Source organism: Sulfitobacter sp. IGS-18 (genome assembly GCF_059628195.1).
In genome coordinates this window covers 1217742-1240816 of the sequence record NZ_CM184556.1, presented here as the reverse complement: position 1 = coordinate 1240816, position 23075 = coordinate 1217742, and the positions used below count along the sequence as shown (strand labels likewise).

Below are 23075 nucleotides of genomic sequence, written 5' to 3'. Positions count from 1 at the left end.
TCGACGCAAAGGCAACATTTGGGCGGAGAGCAGACATTCGCCGCGGTAGCGAAGACACTACGGCCGCACGGCGGCAGCGGACATTCCGGCGAGAACCAAGGCCGGAACCCGCTCGATCGACACCAAAGGCGGGAAGCGGACCTCCTGCCTTGTCCGTCCGCGAGCTGATAGCTCGTCATCTCTGGCCGATTTCGGACAGTACTCCGAGAAATGATCCAAGGCATGAGCGGAAATGCGAATTGAAACTACTTATCCCTAGTCACGTACCCAAGCAAAGCGTTGCCGCTTGTCTCTAATATCAACTCCTCACCTTTTGATTGCGCCAAGTATCCAAAACCCCTGCGACATCCAAATCTACGGGTTCCTCACTCCACTGCGCGGTGAATGATGCATCAGCACTATCTGGAGCAGGATTCGGAGCATCAATTTTGATGCGCGTCGGCATCAGCATCGAATCCCCGATCATAATCGCTTCGCCTCGCCGTAGCGAAGCGAACATCGATGTTATTCCTCGTACGGAGTCAGGAAGGAGATTTCGAACATATGATTGGTCATCCGGGTTGGAGATCCTCAAACAAAGAAAACTTCCACACTGGGACAATATGGTTGACGACATCTCTCTAGGACGCTGACTGATCACAGTCAGACTTATTCCGTACTTCCGGCCTTCCTTTGCGATCCTTTCTGCTGACTCGCGGGGCGCTTGGTTGCTGCCAGCGTCACTTAGATAAATGTGGGCTTCATCTGCAAAAATGGATATGGGAAAGCGCGACCCTTTAAGGCGGCTGTGCCAATACGAGAAGTCAAACAAACATCTGAGAGTTAGAGAGATAAGGGAGCCTCTAACGTCGAAAGGCACAGGGCTTAGGTCAAGAACAACGATCTTTTTCCTTTTTGAAACCTCTTCACCCAAAAGCTTGCGAAATAAAGCGTCCATTGATGCGCTTGTGTTGTAGGTCTTAGGTTTGAAAATGAGGTCATAGCGCCGATCGTTAAGCCTCGACTCCAATCGCATCAGGAGACGCGTAAACTGACCATATAAGGGGCCAGACTTCGGCCCTCTCTGCCCGGGAACCATTTCCACATCTAGACGTCGAAATTCGTCTACAATCTCCATGAGGTCAAAGTAAACGGGTGTGTCTATAGTGATTTTCTCTAGGTCGAGTGCCGCATTTTCAGGCTGGTTCTCCTTCGCTGCCTGAAGCAGTTCTTTGAATTTTGCATTTTGGTTTGGGGCGCTTGACTCGGCTCGATCTATCATCAGAGAGAGAATCTCTTCAGCGTTCATCAACCAATATGGCATCTCAATATCGGCAGCAGAGATCACTTCAGCTTCGTCACCGAAAGCCGATGCATACTCACCATGCAGATCTAGTAGAAGAACTGTCGACTGTGGAAATCTCGAAATTTTTTGCAGGAATGACGCCACTGTCCATGACTTGCCACCCCCCGTTTGCCCCAAGATTGCGGCGTGCCGACCAAGGAAAGCGTCGAGGTTTATCTTGGCCTCTTGTTCAGGGAGAAGAGACAAGCTTCCTAGGGAGAAATCGCCAGCAGCGAAACTGGTGTAGATTTCATTTATCGTTGCAGGGAGCACCGCAAAAACAGGCGCGTTCACAGTTGGCAAGACATTGGTTCCCCTATCAAAGACGCTGTTTGAATTCAAGGTGCCCACAGGGATGGTTACTAGCTGTCTGGACACTTGGTCGACAACGAAATCACCTGAAGAGGTGGCCTCTTTAGCCTCTGATATACCGACGGTAGCTTCTCGCATCCGGGTTTCCGTGACCAAGCAGAGTAGCGTTCCGTTAGGCAGGGCCAGTTCAACAAAAGATCCAGGTTGACCGATGAGAACATTAATCGGGCCATCAGGTGTCGATACGTCTACGGACATCTCTTCAGGCACACCGACGCCCGTATCTTCATCGAAGTCGACTAAAGATACAGAAATTGTATCACCCTTGACCTCGATCACTTTTCCAATCTGGTGCTTCACTGAGTCCCCCTTTTAGAATAAATTAACAAACCTGCTGAACATCCAGGCGTCGCTTATCTCTTCAATCTCACGCCCGCCAATTACCTTTTTGTCTTTGCAGACGTGAAGCACGTTTGGTCTGGCGCGAATATCCACGAGGCCTACAGGTTCAATTTCGCAAAAATTGAAAAGAGATATTCCGCCAGAAGAGATGTTAGGCTTTACCAAGATGTCATTGATATGGCTGTCTCCAAAGCTGAAGCCCGATGCAATCAAGTGTTTGCAGCGCCCGCCCATCGCTGAATTCGAGACATGGAAGAGCCGGTCATACGGGCTTGACATGGTCTCAATTACTTTACTTCGACGCGGAAGCACCATACAGCGCGCATCTTGCTCGACTATCGCGTTCGGGGCTGCCTCAAAAACTCGATCGCCTTTTCGATACCAAGATACCGAACCGTGAAGCTTAATCAGTCTTACAGTTAGTCCACTCTCCGGCGTGAACTTAGGCCCCGAAGTCGTCCCGGATACGAGTGAGAACTCTTTTTCAGAAAAGAACCGAGTTGTTGCCCCACAGAACCCATTTGTCAGCTTGAGCCCGACTTCAGCGCAAGCTTCCTCGAGAAGGAGATCATAATTTGTGGTAAAGAACCACACGGTTGTGGGTCTATCAAACGATCGCCTTTTTAACTTTTCAAGCAGCATCACCTGATTGGTGATGTCCGGATTCGAGACGCTAAGTATTGCTTCTCGCACCAACTCTCTGACCTTTTCTTTTAGATCGTGAAACCTTTGCGCCTGACTGTTTGTGTGATGTTCAATGACGATGTCTGAGATTTCCTCGATGTTAGGTAGCCCACTGTCATCTTGGTAGCTCATCCCCTTTGCGCTCAGCGCTTCATCCAATGCGTCTCGATCTTTCGGAGACAGCGATCCCACTACTGATTTCGTCAAGCCAGAAACAAGGGGATAGCCGGATTCGAATGAAGTGCCTGCACCAAAGAGGAAACCTATGCCGTCAATGCCCGTCCCTATCTTCGGAACAAATTCTTCGATGCCCAAGACGTCACTTCTCAGATTTTGATATTACCAGTCGTCCAAACGACGCTATCGCAACAGATGTTAGCTGGCTAGACGCGATGTCTAGTATGGGAAGCTACGCTACAGCAATGCCGAACCAGGCAAATTGCAGGTCTGGGCCGACAACAGACGCCGGAGTATCGTCTCCTCATTGCCTGATTGTGCTCATATGTTCTCAGCCTGACCACTTCGAGCGACCGCAAGCGCAAGTCTAAACTTTCTTGATATGTTCCGCCGATTTTGCGTGGCGATCTAAACGCGTTATCATTTTAAAACAGTCTTTTAGATACTCTTGCAAATCCGTGTACACCGGTTCGATTCCGGTACTCGCCTCCAATCTCCTCGACAACACAGACGCTTGCTTCACTGCTTTGGCAGCGCGGATACTGGTGCGGTTTGCAGGCCGGCTTACAGATTCCGCAGTTTTCGCCTCCCCGCGTGACAGCCCAGCTGACTGCGGCTAAGGTCCTGAAATGGCGGAAGGTCCCTGGACAGACGAAGAGAACGATCTGATCGTGGCGGATTATTTCGCCATGCTCGCCGACGATCTCTGTGGCCGCCGATATGTGAAGGCGGAACACAACCGCGCCCTACAGGAACGGATCGACCGCTCCAAAGGCTCGATCGAGTTCAAGCATGCAAATATCTCCGCCCTGATGCCGGCCTTCGGCCAGCCGATCCTTACCGGCTACCTGCCCCGGTTCAATGTTCAGACGACGCTGGCCGAGGCTGTCGACCGCTGGCTGCGCGCTCATCCGGAATGGGTCGAGCGGCTGCCAAAGGCCGCGACCCCGGGTATGGCCTTCACCAACGACCGCCTGTTCCTGGATACTCCGCCCACGATGCGCAACACCCCGCCTCCGGAAGAGGCCGAACAGTTGCGCAGCATCGCGCGACATTTCGACGTCGCGGCACAGCAGGAACGCAATCGCGCGCTCGGACGGCTGGGCGAAGAACGCGCGCTGGCCCATGAACGGGCGATGCTCAGGGATGCTGGCCGGGACGATCTGGCTCGGCAGGTCAAATGGGTCAGCGAGGAGATGGGCGACGGCGCGGGCTACGACATTTCCAGCTTCGCGCCGGACGGCACCCCTCGCCTGCTTGAGGTCAAGACGACAAATGGCTGGGATCGCACGCCGTTCCATATCTCACAAAACGAACTGCGTGTGGCGGATGAGAACAGGGATACCTGGCATCTCTTCAGGATCTACAACAACGCGCGGGGGCCGAGAGCATTCGAGCTACGCCCCCCGCTGGATCACCACGTCACCCTGACGCCGACGAGCTTTCAAGCCCGGTTCGATTAGAATGTCTGCTCATTTGCCGGGACGGCGGGCGGGGTGTCGTGAGCTATGCTCACGCACGCCGCCTTGCCGTCAACGCAGAATCCCCGGCAGGTTCAGCCCGTGTCCGCGGGCGCAATCCAGCGCCGTTTCATAGCCTGCATCCGCATGGCGCATCACCCCGGTCGCGGGGTCGTTCCACAACACACGCGCGATACGCTGGTCGGCCTCTGGGGTGCCGTCGCAGCAGATCACCATGCCGGAATGCTGGGAAAACCCCATGCCAACGCCGCCGCCGTGGTGCAAGGACACCCAGGTCGCGCCGCTGGCCGTGTTCAGCAGCGCGTTCAGCAGCGGCCAGTCGCTGACGGCGTCCGAGCCATCCTTCATCGCCTCCGTTTCGCGGTTCGGGCTCGCGACGGAGCCGGAATCGAGGTGATCGCGCCCGATGACGATGGGGGCCTTCAGCTCTCCGCTGCGGACCATTTCATTGAAGGCAAGGCCCAGCTTGTCCCGCAGGCCCAGGCCAACCCAGCAAATGCGCGCAGGTAGGCCCTGAAAGCTGATCCGCTCCCGCGCCATGTCGAGCCATTTGTGCAGATGCGGGTCGTCGGGGATCAGCTCCTTCACCTTGGCATCGGTTTTGTAGATGTCCTCCGGATCGCCCGACAGCGCGCACCACCGGAACGGGCCCACGCCCCGGCAGAACAGGGGACGGATATAGGCGGGTACAAAGCCGGGAAAGGCAAAGGCGTTCTCAAGCCCCTCTTCCAGCGCCACCTGGCGGATGTTGTTGCCGTAGTCCAGCGTCGGCACGCCGGCGTTCCAGAAGTCGACCATCGCGGCGACATGAACCTTCATCGAGGCCCGCGCGGCCTTTTCCACCGCCTTCGGATCCGTTTCACGCCTGGCGCGCCACTCGGCCAATCCCCAGCCCTGCGGCAGGTAGCCGTTCAGCGGATCATGCGCGCTGGTCTGGTCGGTCACGATATCGGGGCGCACCCCGCGCCTGACCAATTCGGGAAAGACATCCGCCGCATTGCCCAGCAGACCGACCGATTTCGCCTCGCCCTTCGAGGTCCACTCCGCGATCATCGCCAGGGCCTCGTCCAGCGTTTCGGCGCGTTCATCAAGGTAGCCGGTGCGGAGCCGGAAGGCGATGCTGTCGGGGTTGCATTCGACTGCCAGGCAACAGGCGCCCGCCATCACGGCCGCGAGGGGCTGTGCGCCGCCCATGCCGCCCAAACCCGCTGTCAGGATCCATTTGCCTGTAAGGTTGCCGTCATAATGCTGGCGCCCCGCCTCGACAAAAGTCTCGTAGGTTCCCTGCACAATCCCTTGTGTTCCAATGTAAATCCAGGATCCGGCGGTCATCTGGCCGTACATCGCCAACCCGCGCTTGTCCAATTCGTTGAAGTGATCCCAATTGGCCCAGTGCGGCACCAGATTACTGTTTGCAATCAACACCCTGGGCGCATTTTCATGGGTTTTGAACACGCCCACAGGCTTTCCGGACTGCACCAGAAGGGTTTCATCCGCCTCCAGCGCGGTCAGAGAGGCGACAATCTGGTCGAAATCCGCCCAGGTGCGCGCCGCGCGTCCGATGCCACCGTAAACCACCAATTCATGTGGATTTTCAGCGACATCCGGGTGCAGGTTGTTCATCAGCATCCGCAGTGGCGCTTCGGTCAGCCAGCTCTTGGCGGTTATCTCGGTTCCGGTGGCAGGATAGACGTCGCGGATGTTGTGACGGGGGTCGGTCATCGCAGTGGCCTTTCGTTAAGAAGTTCGATCAAGTCATTGAGAATACGGTAAAGCACCGGTCTGAGCCGCTCTGCCTTGTCGGCGCGCCACTGCCAGGGCGGGCGCTCGTCCATATAGGTGGATTGGGCCAGCTCCATCTGCAGCGCGTGCTGGTTTTCGGCCGGTTTTCCATAGTGTCGGGTGGTCCAGCCGCCTTTGAAGCGCCCGTTGAGTGCCGTTCGATAGTCCTGCGCGGCCCGGCACCGGGTATGGACGGCCCTTTCCATGATCGGTGAACAACTTTGGGATGAATTCGTCCCGATGTTCAGATCTGGCAGGGTATCCTCAAAAAGATAGGGGATAACAGAGCGGATCGAGTGGCAATCGTATAAGAGCACCACGCCGTGTTTGGCCTTCACCCGCGCCAGTTCTGTGGATAAGGCGTCATGATAGGGCGTATGATAGGCCTCTTTCCTTCGCGCGATCTCTGCTGCGTCGGGTGCTGCACCTTCAAGGTGGATCAGCTTGCCGTCAAAATCCGTCAGCGGACAAAGGCCCGTGGTATTCAAACCGGGATAAAGTGAATTGTCCTCGGGGCTGCGGTTCACGTCGATCACGTAGCGATGGATCGGTGTGCGCACCGTGCTCACATCCAGCCCGAGGCCGTTGTACAGCCGGTCGATATGCCAGTCGGTATCGGCCAGCGCACGGCCGGTTTCGTTCAGCCCCTCCCAGATATCCGGCGGCACCTCGGTGCCGGTGTGCGGCAGGCCCAGCACGATGGGCAGGCTGCCCTGAACCACTTCGATCATGTCGCGGCCTCCACCAATGCACCGCTGCGCACCAATGCGGTCGCAGCTTCGATATCCGGGGCAAGGTAACGGTCCTGCGCCAGTGTCGGCACCGCCCTGCGCAAACAGGCGATGGCCTTTTGCAACCGGGGCGCTGTTGCAAGCGGCGCACGCGCCTCGATCCCCTGGGCTGCGCACATCGCCTCAACCGCTTGAATCACGTAAAGATTATCCACCATCCGTGCCAGCCTGTAGGCCCCATGCGCGGCCATGCTCACGTGGTCCTCCTGATTGGCAGAGGTGGGCGTGCTGTCGGTCACGCAGGGGTTGGCAAGGTGCTTGTTCTCGCTCATCAGCGCCGCCGTGGTCACCTCGGCGATCATGAAACCGGAATTCAGGCCCGGATTGGGCGTCAGGAACGGCGGCAGATCGTGGCTGAGGGTCGGGTCGACCATCAGCGCCACGCGCCGCTGCCCGATCGCGCCGATCTCTGCCAGAGCAAGGGCGAGCATATCCGCCGCAAATCCAACGGGTTCGGCGTGAAAGTTCCCGCCCGAGACGATCAGCCCCTGCTCCACCAGCACCAGCGGATTGTCGGTGACGGCATTGGCCTCGATCTCCAGCGTCTGGGCGGCCTGTCGGATCACGTCCTGCGCGGCACCCAGCACCTGTGGCTGGCACCGGATGCAATAGGGGTCCTGCACGCGGGTATCGCCTTCGCGGTGGCTGTCGCGAATCTCGGAGCCTTCCATCAGCGCGCGCATCTCTGCGGCGACCTCGATCTGGCCGCTGTGGCCACGCAGGCTGTGGATCTCGGCAAGCAGCGGCGCGGTGGACCCCATGATCGCATCGGTGCTGAGTGCCGCGATAACCATGGCATTGCGCACGGCGTTCTGTGCCTCGAACAGGCCCGCCAAGGCGCAGGCGGTCGAAAACTGCGTACCGTTGATCAGTGCCAGCCCTTCCTTCGGCCCCAGCACAACGGGCGTCAGACCGGCCCGTTCCAGCGCCGTGGCACCTGACATTTCCTGTCCGTCATAAACCGCGCGCCCTTCGCCGATCATCACCGCCGCCATATGCGCCAGCGGGGCCAGATCGCCCGAGGCGCCGACAGAACCCTGCGAGGGGATCACCGGCATCACGCCCGCGTTCAGCATGCCCTCCAGCAGGGCGCAGATCATCCAGCGCACGCCAGAGGCACCCCGCCCCAGAGAGTTGAGCTTGAGCACCATCATCAGCCGGGTCAGCGGTGCGCCCAGCGCCGTTCCCACACCGCAACAATGGCTCAGGATCAGGTTGCGTTGCAGGGTTTCGGTGTCTTCGGGCGCGATCTTGCGGCTGGCCAGCTTGCCGAAACCCGTGTTGACGCCATAGACGGGCGCAGCCTGCGCCGCGGCCTCAGCCACCAGCGCCGCGGCGCGCACGACCTGCGGTTTCGCGGTCACATCCAGCGTCACGGGATCATCGCCGCGCCAGATGCGCTCCAGCGTTTTCAGGCTGACCTGACCGGGATTCAGGATCATGAGACACCTCCGAAATAGCGTTGATGCAAGGGGTTGAAGCCGATGCGATAGGCCAGTTCCGCCGGATGCTGCACATCCCAGACACAGAGGTCCGCGCGCAGGCCCGCCGCGATGCGCCCGCAATCCGTCAGGCCCAGCGCCGCGGCGGCATGGGCCGTCACGCCGCGCAGTGCCTCTTCCGGGGTGAGGCCGAACAGCGTGCAGCCCATGTTCATCGCCAACAGCAATGACGTCAGCGGCGATGATCCGGGGTTGCAGTCGGTGGCCAGAGCGATCCGGGTTCCGGCGGCGCGGAAGGCTTCCACAGGCGGGGCCTGCGGCTCTCGCAGGGTGTAAAAGGCACCGGGCAGCAGGACGGCCACGGTGCCGGCCTCTGCCATGGCGCGGGCATCCGCCTCATCGGCATATTCCAGGTGATCCGCCGACAGCGCAGCATACCGGGCCGCCATTCGCGCGCCGCCAAGGTGGGAAAGCTGCTCTGCATGCAGTTTCACGGGCAACCCGAGGTCGCGTGCCACGTCAAAGACGCGGGCGATCTGACCGGGGTCAAAGGCGATTCCCTCGCAAAAACCGTCAACCGCATCCACCAGTCCTTCGTCGTGCGCGGCGCGCAGGGCGGGGATACAGACTTCGTCGATATAGGCATCCGGCCCTGCGCCGAAGTCCTTTGGCACCGCATGGGCGCCAAGGAAACTGGTGATGATCCGAACCGGGCGCAGCCGGCCCAGGGCGCGGGCGGCGCGCAGCATGGTCAGCTCTGTCTCCAGGTCCAGCCCATAGCCTGACTTGACCTCGACCACACAGGCCCCCTCTGCGATCAAAGCGTCCAGATGTGGCAGGGCCGAAGCGATCAGCGCGTCCTGGCCTGCCGCGCGTGTAGCCGCCATGGTGGAGACGATGCCGCCACCCGCCTGCGCCACTTCGGCATAGCTGGCCCCCTTCAGCCGCATCTCGAATTCTGCCGCGCGGTTGCCGCCATGTACGATATGGGTGTGACAGTCGATCAGACCGGGTGTCACCAGCCTGCCCTGCAGGTCCTGTCGGGGCAGATCGGCGTAGGCTTCGGGCAGATCTGCCCCGACCCAAGCAATCCGGCCCGCGTCCAGCACCACCGCGCCATTCTCCACCAGCCCATAGCCTGCCCCCTCCATCGTGGCGATTCTCGCGTTGCAGAGCACCTGCTGCATGGGTTGACCTCACGGAATGGTTGTTCAATATGTATAGACATATTCATACCCCACCCCGAGTCGTCAAGAGGGCAGACCATGAACAGCATCTTTGCGAAAACGGCGCTTTTGCCCGATGGCTGGGCCAGCAATGTGACGCTCTACCTTGAGGGCGGGCGCATTACCGACCTTGTCACCGGGGTTCAGCAGGAGGCCCGCTCAAGCGTCGACATCCTGTTGCCCGCCCCCACAAACCTGCACAGTCACGCCTTCCAGCGGGCCATGGCAGGGCTGACCGAACAGCGCGGCGCGGAGAAGACGGACAGTTTCTGGACCTGGCGGCAGCTGATGTTCCGCTTCCTCGACAAGCTGACACCGGACGACGTGCAGGCAATCACCGCGCAGGTGCAGATGGAGATGCTGGAGGCCGGTTTCGCCGCCGTGGCTGAATTTCACTACCTGCATCACCAGCCCGGTGGCCGCCCCTATGATGCCCGCGCCGAGATGGCCCAACGCATCTGCGCCGCCGCCGACCAGACCGGAATCGGCCTGACGCTGCTGCCGGTGATGTACATGCAGGGCGGTGTCGATGGCCGGGCGCTGGCACCCGGTCAGGTGCGGTTCGGCAATGACATGGACGGCTACATGCAGATCATGGGGGGGGCGGAACAGGCGGTGGCAGCACTCGCCGAGGATGCGCGGCTGGGCGTGGCACCGCATTCCCTGCGGGCCGTGACACCCGATGCGCTGCGCCATCTGCAGCAGTACAAGGGGCCGCTGCACATGCACCTGGCCGAACAGAAGGCCGAGGTGGAGGAGGTCAAAGCCGCCTATGGCGCGCGCCCGGTGACCTGGGCGCTTGATCACCTCGACCTCGGGCCGCGCTGGTGTCTGATCCACTGCACCCAGATGACCAGAACCGAGACCCGCGGCCTTGCGCAATCGGGTGCTGTCGCCGGGCTTTGCCCGCTCACGGAAAGCTCACTGGGGGACGGTATCTTCAACGCCGTCGAATGGGCCGACGCGGGCGGCACCCTTGGCATCGGATCGGACAGCAACATCCTGATTTCATTGAAAGAGGAGCTGCGGACGCTGGAATATTCGCAACGCCTTGTGACGCAGAACCGCGCGGTTCTGGCAACGCCGGACCAATCCACCGGGCGCGTCCTTTACGACATGGCCTGTGCGGGCGGGGCGCAGGCCGCCGGGCGCGATGCAGGCCGGATTGCGCCGGGGCACTGGGCCGATCTTGTGGCGCTTGGCGGTGACGCCACGGATTTCATCGGCCGCAGGGGCGATCAGCTTCTGGACACCTGGATTTTCGCAGGCACCGACGCCGCCGTCAGCGATGTCTGGGCCGCCGGGCGCCATGTGGTCCGGGACGGCACCCATGTCGCCCGCGATGCGATCACCGCAGCCTACCGCGCCACCCTGCGGCGGCTTGAGGACGCGATGTGAGCACCGGCTGGCAAGAGGTACAGGCCGAAGTCCTGCGCCGCATCCAGAACCGCGAATGGCCCCCCGGCGGGCTGATCCCCGGTGAGGTCGCCCTGGCCCGAGAATTCGGCTGCGCCCGCGCCACGGTCAACCGGGCGCTTCAGGCGCTGGCCGATGACGGCTGGCTGGAACGCCGCAGGCGTGCCGGCACCAGGGTCGCGCTGTCGCCGCTGAGACGGGCGCAAATGTCCGTCGCGGTCCTGCGCAAGGAGGTCGAGGCGCTGGGAAAAACCTATGGCCACCGCCTGCTAATGCGGAAGGTTGCGGGCTCCCTGCTCAGCCTGCAGACCCTGCACCAGGCCGATGGCGCCCCCTATGGCATCGAAGACCGCGAGATTGACCTGACCCATATACCGGCGGCGGGCTCTGCCGATTTCACCATTCTTTCCGCAAACGAATGGCTGGTCCAGAACGCCCCCTTCGACCATGGCAACATGTCCTACATGTCAGAGGGCGCGACGGCTTTCGACGCCCGCCATCTGGAATGCGAGGAAGCCACGCCGCTCTTGGTCCTCTACCGCGAAACCTTCAGCGAGGCGGGCCGGATCACCCGGGTCAGGCTGGCCCATGCGCCGGGCCATGTCGTCAGGTTGCAGATCTGATCACGCCGAATGCTGGGCGCGCAGGTATTCCATCACTGCCGGACGCACCGACATATCCCCCTGATCGCGCGCCTTTTCTATGATCGCACGCACCTCATCCAGATTGCAGCGCCGCAGCAGGCTTTTGACCGGGCCGATGGAAGCTGGCCGCATGGAGAGCGACCGCAACCCGATGGCCGCGAAACATACCGCTTCCACAGGCCGCCCCGCATCCTCGCCGCAGAATGACACATCTGTCCCGGTTTCCCGGCACCGTTCAACAATGCCTTCCAGGAAATTCAGAAAGCTCAGGTTCAGCGTGTCATAACGACGGCGCACGCGCTCGTTCTCCCGGTCAGCGGCAAAGAAGAACTGCTTGAGGTCATTGCCGCCAATCGACAGAAACTCCACCTCTTCAAAGAATTGCTTCGGCGCAAAGGCAAGGCTGGGGGTTTCCAGCATCGCGCCCACTTCGATCTTGGAGGGCAGCACATGGCCCAGCCGTTCCTCGCGCGCCAATGTCTTGTCCATCTCGGCACGGGCGGCACGGAATTCCTCGAACTGCGCGACAAAGGGAAACATCACCGTCAAAGGCCGCCCGTTCGCCGCGCGGATCAGCGCCTGCAGCTGCATCCGCATCACACCCGGCTTGTCCAGACCAACCCGGATCGCGCGCCAGCCCAGCGCCGGGTTCGGCTCATCATTGGGCTTCATATAGGGCAGCACCTTGTCCGACCCGATATCGAGGGTCCGGAACACCACCCGCTTGCCATGGGCCGCGTCCAGCACCCGTGAATAGAGAGCCGCAAGTTCCATCCGCTTGGGCATCTGGTTGCGCACAAGAAACTGCAGTTCGGTGCGGAACAGCCCCACCCCCTCAGCCCCCGAAGAGGTGAGCGAGGGCAGATCCGCCATCAGCCCCGCGTTCATGTGCAGCGACACCACGGCACCGCATTTCGCCTGCGCGGGCAGGTCCAGGATCGAGGCATATCTTTCCTGCGCCGCCGCCTGCATCGCAATCTTGTCGCGAAACGCCGAAGCCACGCTTTCATCGGGCCGCAGGTGCACGACGCCCTGCTCGCCATCCACCATGATGTGATCGCCGTTCAGCGCATCATTGGTGATCCGGCCGGCATGCACCACCAGCGGAATCGCCAGCGCCCGCGCGACAATCGCCGCATGTGACCCGACAGAGCCATTCTCCAGCACGATCCCGCGCAGCGAGCGGCCATATTCCAGCAATTCCGCCGGGCCGATGTTCCGCGCGACCAGGATCGGGTCCGCAGGCAGTTCCGCCCCGGTGTCATGGCCCTGCCCGGTCAGGATGCGCAGCAGCCGGTTGGACAGGTCATCCAGATCGCTCAGCCGCTCGCGCAGATAGCCATCCGTGGCCTGCCCCATGCGGGAGCGCGCCAGCGATTGTTCCTTTTCCACCGCCGCTTCGGCGGATAGCCCGCTCTGGATGTCTTCGCACATCCGCCGCATCCAGCCCTTGGAATTGGCAAACATGCGGTAGGCTTCCAGCACCTGGGTCTGGTCCTTGTCGCCCCCTGCCATGGCCAGCATCTGGTCCACACCGACGCGCAGCTGGTCCACGGCATCAATCAGGCGTTTTTCTTCCAGCACCGGGTCGTCCGCGATCGGGTTGGAGACCACCACGCGCGGTTCATGCAGCCAGACATGGCCCTCGGCCACGCCTTCCTGCCCCACCGTACCGCGCAGCAGCACCGGCTGGGAGTGACGGGCAGACATTGCCGCCCCCTCGCCCACGAAAGCGCCAAGCTCGGTCATCTCGGCCAGCACCATGGCAACCACTTCCAGCGCATAGACTTCGTCGGCCGAAAACTCCCGCGCCTGCTTGGACTGCGCCACCAGAACGCCAAGGGTCTCCCCCAGCCGCTGAATCGGCACGCCGAGGAAGCTGGAATAGATTTCCTCACCCGTCTCCGGCATGAAACGGAAACCCGGCGCCTGTGGCGCATCCGGCGTGTTGATCACCTGCTTGCGCTTGGCCACACGGCCGACAAGCCCCTCGCCCATCCGCATCCGGGTCTCGTGCACCGCCTCCGCCTTGAGCCCCTCTGTCGCGCAAAGCTCAAGGGTTTCCTCATCCCGGAACAGGTAGATGGAACAGACTTCGCAGCCCATGGAGGTGGCAATCAGATGGGTGATCTTGTTCAGACGCGCCTGGCCCGCATCATCGGATGCCATGGCGTCGCGCAGACGCCCCAGCAGCTTGCGGCTTTCGCTTTCAAAACGCTCTGCCATGCTGACACGCCCCCCTTTGCTGTTCCGGCTTAGAGCATAGTCCACAGAAAACGGAAAGTGCCTGACTGTCCACCTCAGCGTGTATCGACAGCGCGGTCACAGCCGCGCGCGCGCCATGGCTGCCCAATTTCACGGCACGCGCTCAGGCTGCCGTGATGAACATGCCCAAAGGCTCAGGCCGCCTTGTCCAGCTCAAAGGCATCATGCAGCGCCTGAACCGCCAGTTCCATGTACTTGCGGTCGATCAGCACCGAGATCTTGATCTCGGAGGTGGTGATCACCTTGATGTTGATCCCCTCGTCGCGCAGCACCTGGAACATCTTGGCCGCCACCCCGGTGTGGCTGCGCATGCCGATGCCCACGACAGATACCTTCGCCACATCCTCATCCGCGATCAGCTCCTGAAAGTTGATCACGCCACTTTCCTTGGCGCCGGCAATGGCACGCTCGGCACGTTTGACCTGATCCACCGGGCAGGACCATGTCATATCCGTGCGCCCCTCTTCCGCGATGTTCTGCACGATCATGTCCACGTTGACCCCCGCATCGCTCAGCGCGGTAAAGATCGTGGCGGCGATGCCGGGACGGTCCGCGACCGAGACCATCGTCATCTTTGCCTCATCGCGCGAAAACGCGACCCCTGCGACCACATTGCTTTCCATGATTTCCTCCTCATCGCAAACGAGCGTTCCCGCATCGTCGGATTGTTCCTCGAAACTCGACAGGACCCGCAGCTTGACCTTGTAGCGCATGGCCAGTTCCACCGACCGGGTCTGCAGGACCTTGGCCCCAAGACTGGCCAGTTCCAGCATCTCCTCGAAAGCGATGCGGTCCAGCTTGCGCGCCTTGGAGGACACCCGCGGATCAGTGGTATAGACCCCGTCAACATCCGTATAGATGTCACAGCGCTCCGCTTCGAATGCGGCGGCAAATGCGACGGCGGTGGTGTCAGAGCCGCCCCGGCCCAGCGTGGTGATCCGGCCCTCCGGGCTGACCCCCTGGAAACCGGCCACCACGGCAACCCTCATGCCTTCGGCAAATTTGGCGCGGATATTCGCAGGCGGGATCTCCTCGATCCGCGCGGCGGAATGGGCCGAGGTGGTGCGCACCGGCACCTGCCAGCCCTGCCAGGACCGCGCCGGGACGTCCATCTCCTGCAAGGTCAGCGCCATCAGACCTGCGGTGACATTCTCGCCGCTGGACACAACCGCATCATATTCACGCGCATCATAAAGCGGCGACGTCTCGTTCACCCAGCCGACCAGCTCGTTGGTCTTGCCCGACATGGCCGAAACGATGACGATCACGTCATAGCCCTTGGCCACTTCCACGCCCACACGCTTGGCCGCGCGTCTGATCCGGTCGAGGGTCGCCACCGACGTACCGCCGAATTTCATCACCAAAACAGGCATATCACCCCCGCCTTTCAATCCCGGCGGGGTTTACGCGCAAGCGCAGCCCACTGCAAGCCTGCGCCCCTTTCATTGTTCCAAAAATGCACCGGAGCGCGAGGCAGCGCCTCGCAGCAATTTGGGGAACCCAAATTCATCAATCTAATGCGGCGCAGCCGCTCATTTTCCCATCAGTAGGCGTGGGCGCGGCCGTCCCATGTCTCGAAACATCCGGTTGTCTCAAGGCTGAGCGCGGCAAAACGCGCGGCCAACCCGCGCACCGCATCCTGCGTGGTGATCTCGGCTGCCGCACCGCCCATGTCGGTCTGCACCCAGCCGGGATGATAGATGCCCACCGCAATCCCCTCTCGCGCAAGATCCGTTGCCAGGTTGCGCCCCAGGTTCAGCGCCGCCGCCTTGGAGGCGCGGTAGATATAGCTGCCCCCCGGTGCGCGGGTGGTGGAGCCCATCTGCGAGGCGATGATCGCCAGTTTGGCCCCCTCCGCCCGGCGCAGATGCGGCAACAGCGCCTGAACCGTCAGAAAGACACCGGTCACATTGGTGGCAAAGCTCTGCGCCCAGAGATCGGCGCCATAGCCGGTATCCAGATCGGCCCCCTTGTCCAGATAGACACCCGCATTGCAGACCAGCAGATCAATCGCCGTCTCGCCCAGGGCCTGCGCCATGGCCGCATGGCTTTGCGGGCGGGTGACATCCAGCTGGATCTGCGCCGTGACCGACCGGCCGGTGCCGATCACCTCTTGACCCTCTGCCCGGTAATGCGCGGCCAGGCCTGCGCCGATGCCCCGGCTGGCACCGGTAATCAGAATTGTCATGAGACGCCTCTCAGCTGAGCTTCTGTTTCGGTCGGAACGGCAGCGGCATCAGCGGCACACCGTCTTCGATCAGGCTGCGGGCCTGGTCCAGCCGCGCCTCCCCATAGATCGAACGCGTCGGCTTTTCGCCCAGATGCATTGCCCGCGCCTCCTGGGTGAACCGCTCCCCGACATAGTCCGAATTCGCCTCCACCTTGCGGCGCAGTTCCGCCAGCGCCTGCTGCACTTCGGTGCTCGGCACGCTCAGCATCGGCGTGTCATCCGCCTCCGGCGCCAGCTGGTCCGTTTCAGATGTTTGCGGCCGTTTCGACAGGCGCGGCGCCATCACCGCCTTGCTCACCTCATGCGATCCGCATTCCACGCAGGTCACCTGACGCGCTGCCACCAGCTTTTCGAATGCCGCAGCCGACTGGAACCAGCTGTCAAAGCTGTGGCCCGCCTTGCATTTGAGGGTGTAGCTGATCATGGCCGCAGGTCGTCTCCTGATATCCTGTTTCTATTGAAATGGGTGCGCGCCACAGGCGCGTCAAGAAACATCTTTGGACCCCGACACCAGGCGCGGGTCGAAATCCAGAATCAGCCGGGCCAGTTCCGGCTCCGATACCATGCGCGCCGCCTTCTTGCGCGAGACCCAGGTGCGGCGGCGCTGGTCGCTTTCGGGAAACTGCTTGGACAGCGATTTCACAGCGACCGGAAAGAGCATGGCAAGGCAGGGCACATCGCTGATCTGTCCGACCTCCTTGGCATAGGTAAAGACGCCCAGGCAGCGGTCATCGGCCCGGCCCGTAACCCCCGCTTCCTCCCAGGCTTCCTGCAGGGCAGAGGCGGCAGGTGTCTTTGCATCCATGGGCCAGCCTTTCGGCACGATCCAGCGCTTTGAGCCGCGCGACGTGACCAGCAAAACCTGCACCTTGCCACGCCGGATGCGATAACAAAGCGCCGCGAACTGGGTCCGCATCTCATCCTTTCGCGCACCATAGAGCGAAATCGGGAGTTGCTTGATCTTCAACTCTTTCACGGATCCTGCCAATACATCCTGCCTGCCATCCAAGTATAAGCAATCATCCGGCAAAGGCCACCACCAATGGGCAGGACTTGTGCGCCCCCGACCCTTCGTCGATAGTGCGCCTGATGATCCGCCTGATGCCTCTTCTCTGTCTGTTTCTGCTGTTCTCCGGCCCTGCGCTGGCGGAGCGAATCACAGTCTTTGCCGCCGCCTCCCTGCGCGGTGTGCTGGAAGATGTCGCAGCGCTGTCACAGGACGAGGTGATCCTGTCTTTCGGCGGCTCCGGCACCATGGCGCGGCAGGTCGCGGCGGGGGCGCCGGCGGATGTGATCATGCTGGCCAGCCCGCTCTGGATGGACTGGCTGGCGGAACAAGGCGTCGCGGCTGCGATCAATCCCGCCATCGTGGCCCGCAATGCCCTGGTGGTGATCGGCCCGGCCGGAGCCGCCCCGCTTGACGGCCCCGAAGACCTTGCCGCGCGATTGCAGGGCAACCGGCTGGCCATGGGTCAGCGCGACGCGGTCCCGGCCGGCGCCTATGCCCAGAGCTGGCTGCGTGCAGCGGGTTTATGGGATGATCTCAGCACCCATCTGGCTGAAACCGACAATGTACGTGCGGCCCTGGCACTGGTGGCAAGGGGCGAAACACCGCTGGGCATCGTCTATGCCACGGATGCGGCGGCGGAATCCGGAGTATCGGTGCTTTACGAGGTGCCCGCGCAGCTTACCGGTCCGATCCTTTATCCGGCGGCGGCGCTGAACGCGGCAGGCGCGCCCTTTCTCGACCTGCTGGTCAGCCCGCAGGGGGGCGCAGTCTTTGCCCGGCACGGGTTTCGCGCGCCGTGAACCTGGATGCCGCCGCATGGGAGGCCCTGCGCCTGTCGCTCTGGGTGGGTTGCTGGGCCACGGTTCTGGCCATGCCGCTGGCGCTCTGGGTGGCATGGCTGCTGGCGCGGCGTGACTTCTGGGGCAAATCCGCGCTGAACGCGCTTGTGCATCTGCCGCTGGTCTTGCCGCCGGTGGTCACGGGGTACCTGCTGCTGATGGCCTTTGGCCGCACCGGCCCGCTGGGCCAACTGCTGGAATCGCTGGGGCTGAGGCTGGCCTTTCACTGGACCGGCGCGGTGCTGGCGGCCATCGTCATGGGGTTTCCGCTGATGGTGCGCGCCATGCGCCTTGCGATCGAGGCGGTGGACCCAAAGCTGGAGCAGGCCGCTGCCACATTGGGCGCACCGCGCCATGCGATCTTTGCCCGTGTCACCCTGCCGCTGATTCTGCCGGGAATCCTGGCCGGTTCGGTGATGGGCTTTGCCAAGGCGATGGGCGAGTTCGGCGCCACGATCACCTTTGTCGCGAATATCCCGGGCCAGACCCAGACCCTGCCCAGCGCGATCTGGTCCGCCCTGCAGATCCCGGGGGGTGAAAGCCAGGCGGTCGCGATGGTGATCATGGCCTGCGTCGTGGCGCTGGGGGCCGTGGTCCTGTCCGAAGCGCTGGCGCGCCGGGTGGCGGCAAGGATCGCGGGCACATGACGCTTGATCTGCACATCCGGCACCGATTTGCCGATTTCACGCTGGATGTGGCCTGCAAGGCCGGTCCGGGGATCACCGCCCTCTTTGGCCGTTCCGGCGCGGGCAAGAGCACTGTCATCAATGCCGTCGCGGGGCTGTTGCGGCCCGATGCGGGCCATGTGGCCATCGGCGGCACACGTCTTTTCGATGCGCAAACCGGGCTTTTTGTGCCGCCTGCCGCGCGGCGGCTTGGCGTGGTGTTCCAGGATGCGCGGCTGTTTCCGCATATGGACGCACGCGCAAACCTGATGTTCGGGGCGCGGTTCCGCCCCGCCGGTGCGACCGGTGCGGGATTTGACGATGTGGTCGCCCTTCTGGGCCTGTCCGACCTGCTGCACCGCGCCCCCGCGACCCTGTCGGGGGGCGAGAAACAGCGCGTGGCGCTGGGGCGTGCCCTGCTCAGCCATCCGCGCATGTTGCTGATGGATGAACCGCTGGCCAGCCTGGACGGGCCACGCAAGCAAGAGATCCTGCCCTATCTGGAACGGCTGCGTGACGGGCCGCTGAAGCTGCCGATCCTCTATGTCAGCCATGCGGTGGACGAGGTCGCGCGGCTGGCCGATACGCTTGTGTTGCTGCAGGACGGACAGGTGCGCGCCCAGGGTCCGCTTTATGACGTCATGGCCGACCCCGCCGCGGTGCCGCTGCTTGGGGTCCGCGAAGCGGGGGCGGTCATCGAGGCCGAGATCACGGCCCATGCCGAGGATGGCCTGTCGACGCTGCGGATCGACGCTGGCGTGCTGGAACTGCCCGGCGTGCAGGCCGCCGTTGGCGCGAGGGTGCGGCTGCGGGTGCTGGCGCAGGATGTCATCCTGTCGCGGGAACGGCCCGAAGGGCTGTCTTCGGTCAATGTCCTGCCGGTGGTGATCGACAGCGTGCATCCCGGCGACGGGCCGGGAGCCGCCATCGGGCTGCGCGCGGGGCGCGACCGCTTGCTGGCCCGCGTCACCGCCCGCGCCGTGCGGGAAATGGAACTGGTGCCCGGCATGTCCTGCCATGCCATCCTGAAAGCCACCACCGTGGCACCGGGCAGCATCGGGCGTTAGGCTCAGGTCTTGACCGGCGTGCGTGCCATGCGCGCTTCCAGCCCCTTGAGCAGTTCGGCATGGGGGACATCGGCGTCAATGGCAAGTTTGCGCAGCCCGAAATGCACATGGGCAATTTCCTGGTAATAGCTGGTATAGGCGTAATTCGTCGCTGCCCCTGCCACCGCGCCCAGCACCGGCACGGTCTGGGCGGCCAGTTTCTGCCCCATGACAATCGCAAGCTTTGGCGCGACACGGTGGACCACCGCCTGCACCGCCTTGCCCGTGAGCGTCATCCGGGCGGCAAGAAATCCCAGATCGGCCCCGTCATCCCCCGACAAGGGCCCGGCGGCGGCAAAGACCTGCACGCAATCGAACTGCACATTCTCCGCGCCGGGGTCAAAGCCGTGTTCGACAGCAACCCCCTGGATCACCCGCAGCAGCAGCGTCGTGGTGACCGGCAATTCGGCCAGTGCCGTGGGCAAACCGCCCGCACCGCCTGCCGCCCCCATCGCGGCAGAAACCGCCTGGTTGAGCCAGCTTTTCTGATCCGGCACGACGCTGCGGCTGGAATGGGCCGCCTTCATCGCCTGTTGCAGGGCGCTGAGCGTTGCACGTTCAAGGTTGGTGCGCAGCGCCTTTGGCAGCCGGTCCAGCAAATTCTCCGCACTGCCACCAATCAGGTTGAGCACATTCATCCCCAGCCCGTTGGCGGCGCGATAGCGTTTTGCCAGACGGTCAAGTTCAGCATCAACATCTATCGTGGCAGGCAGGTTGGTCTTGATGTCCATGCGCGGTCCTCCATCCCCTCAATGTGGGTCAGGCCGGCCTGCTTTTCAATCCACCCAGCGGGTGACATTGCCCCGGACCCCGTCCCAGGCACCGGGAACAAGCGCCCGGCCCAGCACGCGGTCGGGGTTTGTCGGCGGCGGCATCACCACATCGTCCAGCCGCACAAAGCCGAACCGCCCGTAATAGGGCGCATCGCCGACCAGCATCACGCGGTCCCAGCCCAGCGGCGCGGCCAGCGACAGGCTGTCCTCGATCAGGTCACGCCCCAGCCCTTCGCCCTGCCGGGTCGGGTGCACCGCAACGGGACCCAGCAAGAGCGCGTCGAATGTGCCGACATGCACCGGCCAATAACGGATCGCCCCGGCCAGAATGCCAGCTTCATCCCGCGCCACCCGGCTGAGGCCCGGCACCGGGCGGACACCATCGCGCAGGCGATAGGAGGACAGTGCCTCGCGCCCCGGCGCGAAACAGGTGTCATAAAGTGCTTCGACCTCCCAATGGTCGTCCGGTGTTTCGGGTCTGAACTGGTACAAGTGGGCGGCCGTTCTAGGTTTGCGGTGGCAAAGCCCCTAACATGCGGATAGCCATGGGGGCAAACGATCATGGAGTACCTGATGTTCTACCGCCCCGAAGACGGCCACGGCCTGCCACACAACCCGTTCAACGCCCTTATCACGCCACGGCCCATCGGCTGGATCTCGACCAGGGGCAAGGACGGACACGACAACCTGGCACCCTATTCCTTCTTCAACGGCGCGGCCTATGTTCCGCCCCAGGTGATGTTCTCCTCGACCGGGACAAAAGAGGACGCCGGCGATACCAAGGACAACGTGGCCAATATTCGCGAAACCGGTGTGTTCTGCGTCAATGTCGTCGGCCTGGCCGACCGCGATGCGATGAACGCTTCCTCGGAGATGCTGCCGCGCAATGTGGACGAATTTGCCCATGCGGGCATCGAAAAGACCGAATGCAAGACAATCGACTGCCCCCGCGTGGCCAATGCCCCCGCAGCACTTGAATGTCGCCTGACGCAGATCGTTCCGCTGGTGGGCAAGAACAACTTCGTCGTGCTGGGCGAGGTCACCGGCATCCACCTGCGTGACGACTGCCTGGTGGACGGCAAATTCGAAAGCGCGACCTATATCCCGCTCAGCCGGATGGGATACCGCGAATACACCGCCGTGCGCGAGGTGTTCGAACTGGCCCGTCCGGACGATTGAGGCCGCCCGATGCGATCCCAGCGCGCTTGATCGCGCTGCGGATCGCGCCTATCCTGTCTCCAGCCAGAATGGAGGTTTCATGTCCCGGTAATGTGGGGCGGCAGCGCGCCACCCCGATGCACACCCTGACCAGCGGGTCCTGCGCAGCAGCGCGGGACGCTTCAGATGTGCCTGGAACACCAGAACTTACCAACCGGCAATGGCCGGTACGACATGAAAGATCACAGTGATGACACGGGACTATTCCCAATTTCTCGGCCCGAACAAATCCGGCCTTCCGCGACAAGAACTCTCCATCCTCAGCCGGTTGGGCTGGCAAAACTTCTTTGCGCAGCAAACCGATGTCGACGAAATGGCCGCGACGCCGCCCTGCCGGGTGGTGGAAGTCCAGCGTTCCGGCCTTCGCGTCCTGGGTGACGGCATTGCCACCGAGATCCCGCCGGGGCCGGAGGCGACCGTGGGCGACTGGCTGCTATTCGACGCCGATCATCCGCAGCGCAGCCGGGTGCTGGACCGCAAGAGCCTGATCAAAAGGCGTGCGGCTGGGCATGACCGCAAAGAGCAGCTGATCGGGGCCAATATCGACACGGCATTCATCGTCACCTCCTGCAACGCCGATTTCAATCTGGCCCGGCTGGAACGCTATGTGGCCCTGGCGATGGAGACGCAGATCACGCCGGTGATCCTGCTGACAAAGGCAGACCTGAGCGACGATCCGGCCCCCTATCTTGCCGATGCGCGCAGCATTTCCGACCGGATCACTGTCCTGTCGCTGGATGCGCGGGGCGATGAGGCGCGCGGCACGCTGGCGCCCTGGTGCAAACCGGGACAGACCGTGGCCTTCCTTGGCTCGTCCGGCGTGGGGAAATCCACACTCACCAACGCCCTGTCGGAGACGGCACAGGCGGCCACGCAGGGCATTCGCGAGGACGACGCGCGGGGGCGGCATACCACCTCGCACCGGCAGCTGCACATCACCGGCGCAGGCTGTGCCGTGCTGGATACGCCGGGCATGCGCGAGCTGCAGCTGACCGATGCCTCGGCCGGGCTGGAGGAAACCTTTGCCGATCTGGCGACGCTGGCGGCCTCCTGCAAGTTCAACGATTGCGCGCATGATACGGAACCGGGCTGTGCCGTGCGTGCCGGACTGGAGACCGGAGAGATCGACAGCGACCGGCTGGCGCGCTGGCGCAAGCTGCTGGCGGAAGAGGCGTTCAATTCGGCCACGCTGGCACAACGGCGGGCCAAGGACCGCGCCTTTGGCAAGATGGTGCGGGGCATTGTGAAAGACAACCGCAAGTAGCCGGTGGCGGACGGAAGATCGGGTA

At 62.5% G+C, this 23075-nt stretch carries 21 protein-coding genes; 8 read left to right on the top strand and 13 right to left on the bottom strand.

Features of this window, described 5'->3' with window-relative positions; translation table 11 throughout:
- Positions 1-298: 298 nt before the first annotated feature.
- Together ACWNZ3_RS06000 and ACWNZ3_RS05995 are read right to left on the bottom strand one after the other, a co-directional pair.
- A complete protein-coding gene (locus ACWNZ3_RS06000; protein WP_496901534.1) occupies positions 299-1996 on the bottom strand; it encodes an ATP-binding protein in 1698 nt (565 codons plus the stop codon).
- 12 nt (positions 1997-2008) lie between these two features.
- On the bottom strand, positions 2009-3037 hold the full coding sequence (locus tag ACWNZ3_RS05995; protein ID WP_496901533.1) for an SIR2 family protein: 1029 nt from the start codon (positions 3035-3037) through the stop codon (positions 2009-2011).
- A 491-nt stretch (positions 3038-3528) separates the two neighbouring features.
- Here ACWNZ3_RS05995 and ACWNZ3_RS05990 point away from each other — a divergent pair, with 491 nt between their 5' ends.
- Positions 3529-4362, top strand: coding sequence for a protein NO VEIN domain-containing protein (locus ACWNZ3_RS05990; protein ID WP_496901532.1), 834 nt, complete (start codon positions 3529-3531; stop codon positions 4360-4362).
- Positions 4363-4431: 69 nt separating this feature from the next.
- Here the strand turns inward: ACWNZ3_RS05990 and hutU are convergent, their stop codons facing one another.
- Genes hutU through hutI form a run of 4 tightly spaced genes read right to left on the bottom strand, consistent with a single transcriptional unit; the run spans position 4432 to position 9582 of the window.
- Entirely contained in the window at positions 4432-6102 is a 1671-nt protein-coding gene (hutU, locus tag ACWNZ3_RS05985) for a urocanate hydratase (RefSeq protein WP_496901531.1), read from the bottom strand.
- Entirely contained in the window at positions 6099-6893 is a 795-nt protein-coding gene (gene hutG, locus ACWNZ3_RS05980; RefSeq protein ID WP_496901530.1) for an N-formylglutamate deformylase, read from the bottom strand. Before hutG ends, hutU begins: the two co-directional genes overlap by 4 nt.
- Entirely contained in the window at positions 6890-8395 is a 1506-nt protein-coding gene (gene hutH, locus ACWNZ3_RS05975; protein WP_496901529.1) for a histidine ammonia-lyase, read from the bottom strand. Before hutH ends, hutG begins: the two co-directional genes overlap by 4 nt.
- Positions 8392-9582 carry an imidazolonepropionase gene (gene hutI, locus ACWNZ3_RS05970; RefSeq protein ID WP_496901528.1) on the bottom strand — a complete coding sequence of 397 codons (1191 nt, stop codon included), beginning with the start codon at positions 9580-9582 and terminating at the stop codon, positions 8392-8394. Before hutI ends, hutH begins: the two co-directional genes overlap by 4 nt.
- Before the next feature lie 78 nt (positions 9583-9660).
- Between hutI and ACWNZ3_RS05965 the strand changes: the two genes are divergently transcribed.
- A complete protein-coding gene (locus ACWNZ3_RS05965) occupies positions 9661-11019 on the top strand; it encodes a formimidoylglutamate deiminase (protein WP_496901527.1) in 1359 nt (452 codons plus the stop codon).
- A complete protein-coding gene (locus ACWNZ3_RS05960) occupies positions 11016-11660 on the top strand; it encodes a GntR family transcriptional regulator (RefSeq protein ID WP_496901526.1) in 645 nt (214 codons plus the stop codon). The genes ACWNZ3_RS05965 and ACWNZ3_RS05960 overlap by 4 nt, the downstream gene beginning before the upstream one ends.
- Here the strand turns inward: ACWNZ3_RS05960 and ptsP are convergent, their stop codons facing one another.
- From ptsP to ACWNZ3_RS05935, 5 genes are all read right to left on the bottom strand, one after another.
- Positions 11661-13907 carry a phosphoenolpyruvate--protein phosphotransferase gene (gene ptsP / locus ACWNZ3_RS05955; protein ID WP_496901525.1) on the bottom strand — a complete coding sequence of 749 codons (2247 nt, stop codon included), beginning with the start codon at positions 13905-13907 and terminating at the stop codon, positions 11661-11663.
- A gap of 173 nt (positions 13908-14080) precedes the next feature.
- Positions 14081-15319, bottom strand: a complete 1239-nt coding sequence (locus ACWNZ3_RS05950) for an aspartate kinase (RefSeq protein WP_269365160.1) — start codon at positions 15317-15319, stop codon at positions 14081-14083.
- 170 nt (positions 15320-15489) lie between these two features.
- Positions 15490-16134 carry an SDR family NAD(P)-dependent oxidoreductase gene (locus tag ACWNZ3_RS05945; protein ID WP_496901524.1) on the bottom strand — a complete coding sequence of 215 codons (645 nt, stop codon included), beginning with the start codon at positions 16132-16134 and terminating at the stop codon, positions 15490-15492.
- Between the two features lie 10 nt (positions 16135-16144).
- On the bottom strand, positions 16145-16600 hold the full coding sequence (locus ACWNZ3_RS05940; RefSeq protein ID WP_496901523.1) for a DUF1178 family protein: 456 nt from the start codon (positions 16598-16600) through the stop codon (positions 16145-16147).
- A 60-nt stretch (positions 16601-16660) separates the two neighbouring features.
- Entirely contained in the window at positions 16661-17092 is a 432-nt protein-coding gene (locus tag ACWNZ3_RS05935; RefSeq protein ID WP_269365188.1) for an NUDIX hydrolase, read from the bottom strand.
- A 185-nt stretch (positions 17093-17277) separates the two neighbouring features.
- On the opposite strand from ACWNZ3_RS05935, the gene modA reads away from it, so the two are divergent.
- Genes modA through modC form a run of 3 tightly spaced genes read left to right on the top strand, consistent with a single transcriptional unit; the run spans position 17278 to position 19756 of the window.
- On the top strand, positions 17278-17985 hold the full coding sequence (gene modA, locus ACWNZ3_RS05930) for a molybdate ABC transporter substrate-binding protein (protein ID WP_496901522.1): 708 nt from the start codon (positions 17278-17280) through the stop codon (positions 17983-17985).
- Positions 17982-18671: a molybdate ABC transporter permease subunit gene (gene modB, locus ACWNZ3_RS05925; RefSeq protein ID WP_496901521.1), complete on the top strand. Its 690-nt coding sequence runs from the start codon at positions 17982-17984 to the stop codon at positions 18669-18671. Before modA ends, modB begins: the two co-directional genes overlap by 4 nt.
- Entirely contained in the window at positions 18668-19756 is a 1089-nt protein-coding gene (gene modC / locus ACWNZ3_RS05920; protein WP_496901520.1) for a molybdenum ABC transporter ATP-binding protein, read from the top strand. Before modB ends, modC begins: the two co-directional genes overlap by 4 nt.
- Positions 19757-19758: 2 nt before the next feature.
- On the opposite strand, the gene ACWNZ3_RS05915 is transcribed toward modC, so the two are convergent.
- Together ACWNZ3_RS05915 and ACWNZ3_RS05910 are read right to left on the bottom strand one after the other, a co-directional pair.
- Positions 19759-20526, bottom strand: coding sequence for an EcsC family protein (locus ACWNZ3_RS05915; RefSeq protein WP_269365172.1), 768 nt, complete (start codon positions 20524-20526; stop codon positions 19759-19761).
- A gap of 45 nt (positions 20527-20571) precedes the next feature.
- The gene (locus tag ACWNZ3_RS05910) at positions 20572-21060 is read right to left on the bottom strand and encodes a GNAT family N-acetyltransferase (protein ID WP_496901519.1); all 489 of its coding nucleotides are present in this window, start codon (positions 21058-21060) and stop codon (positions 20572-20574) included.
- Positions 21061-21141: 81 nt separating this feature from the next.
- Here ACWNZ3_RS05910 and ACWNZ3_RS05905 point away from each other — a divergent pair, with 81 nt between their 5' ends.
- Both ACWNZ3_RS05905 and rsgA read left to right on the top strand, forming a co-directional pair.
- Positions 21142-21747 carry a flavin reductase family protein gene (locus ACWNZ3_RS05905; protein WP_274576405.1) on the top strand — a complete coding sequence of 202 codons (606 nt, stop codon included), beginning with the start codon at positions 21142-21144 and terminating at the stop codon, positions 21745-21747.
- A 229-nt stretch (positions 21748-21976) separates the two neighbouring features.
- Positions 21977-23050 (top strand): ribosome small subunit-dependent GTPase A, encoded by a 1074-nt coding sequence (gene rsgA, locus ACWNZ3_RS05900; protein ID WP_496901518.1) that lies wholly within the window; start codon positions 21977-21979, stop codon positions 23048-23050.
- Positions 23051-23075 lie beyond the last annotated feature (25 nt).

What these genes read in the sequence shown, in the direction of transcription:
- ACWNZ3_RS05905 (WP_274576405.1), top strand. Translation starts at nt 21,142, where the DNA reads ATGTTCTACCGCCCCGAAGACGGCCACGGCCTGCCACACAACCCGTTC.
- ACWNZ3_RS05945 (WP_496901524.1), bottom strand. Translation starts at nt 16,134, where the DNA reads ATGACAATTCTGATTACCGGTGCCAGCCGGGGCATCGGCGCAGGCCTG.
- modA (WP_496901522.1), top strand. Translation starts at nt 17,278, where the DNA reads ATGCCTCTTCTCTGTCTGTTTCTGCTGTTCTCCGGCCCTGCGCTGGCG.
- ACWNZ3_RS05935 (WP_269365188.1), bottom strand. Translation starts at nt 17,092, where the DNA reads ATGCGGACCCAGTTCGCGGCGCTTTGTTATCGCATCCGGCGTGGCAAG.
- hutH (WP_496901529.1), bottom strand. Translation starts at nt 8,395, where the DNA reads ATGATCCTGAATCCCGGTCAGGTCAGCCTGAAAACGCTGGAGCGCATC.
- ACWNZ3_RS05950 (WP_269365160.1), bottom strand. Translation starts at nt 15,319, where the DNA reads ATGCCTGTTTTGGTGATGAAATTCGGCGGTACGTCGGTGGCGACCCTC.
- rsgA (WP_496901518.1), top strand. Translation starts at nt 21,977, where the DNA reads ATGACACGGGACTATTCCCAATTTCTCGGCCCGAACAAATCCGGCCTT.
- hutI (WP_496901528.1), bottom strand. Translation starts at nt 9,582, where the DNA reads ATGCAGCAGGTGCTCTGCAACGCGAGAATCGCCACGATGGAGGGGGCA.
- ACWNZ3_RS05990 (WP_496901532.1), top strand. Translation starts at nt 3,529, where the DNA reads ATGGCGGAAGGTCCCTGGACAGACGAAGAGAACGATCTGATCGTGGCG.
- ACWNZ3_RS05940 (WP_496901523.1), bottom strand. Translation starts at nt 16,600, where the DNA reads ATGATCAGCTACACCCTCAAATGCAAGGCGGGCCACAGCTTTGACAGC.
- ACWNZ3_RS05965 (WP_496901527.1), top strand. Translation starts at nt 9,661, where the DNA reads ATGAACAGCATCTTTGCGAAAACGGCGCTTTTGCCCGATGGCTGGGCC.
- ptsP (WP_496901525.1), bottom strand. Translation starts at nt 13,907, where the DNA reads ATGGCAGAGCGTTTTGAAAGCGAAAGCCGCAAGCTGCTGGGGCGTCTG.
- ACWNZ3_RS05915 (WP_269365172.1), bottom strand. Translation starts at nt 20,526, where the DNA reads ATGGACATCAAGACCAACCTGCCTGCCACGATAGATGTTGATGCTGAA.
- modC (WP_496901520.1), top strand. Translation starts at nt 18,668, where the DNA reads ATGACGCTTGATCTGCACATCCGGCACCGATTTGCCGATTTCACGCTG.
- hutG (WP_496901530.1), bottom strand. Translation starts at nt 6,893, where the DNA reads ATGATCGAAGTGGTTCAGGGCAGCCTGCCCATCGTGCTGGGCCTGCCG.
- hutU (WP_496901531.1), bottom strand. Translation starts at nt 6,102, where the DNA reads ATGACCGACCCCCGTCACAACATCCGCGACGTCTATCCTGCCACCGGA.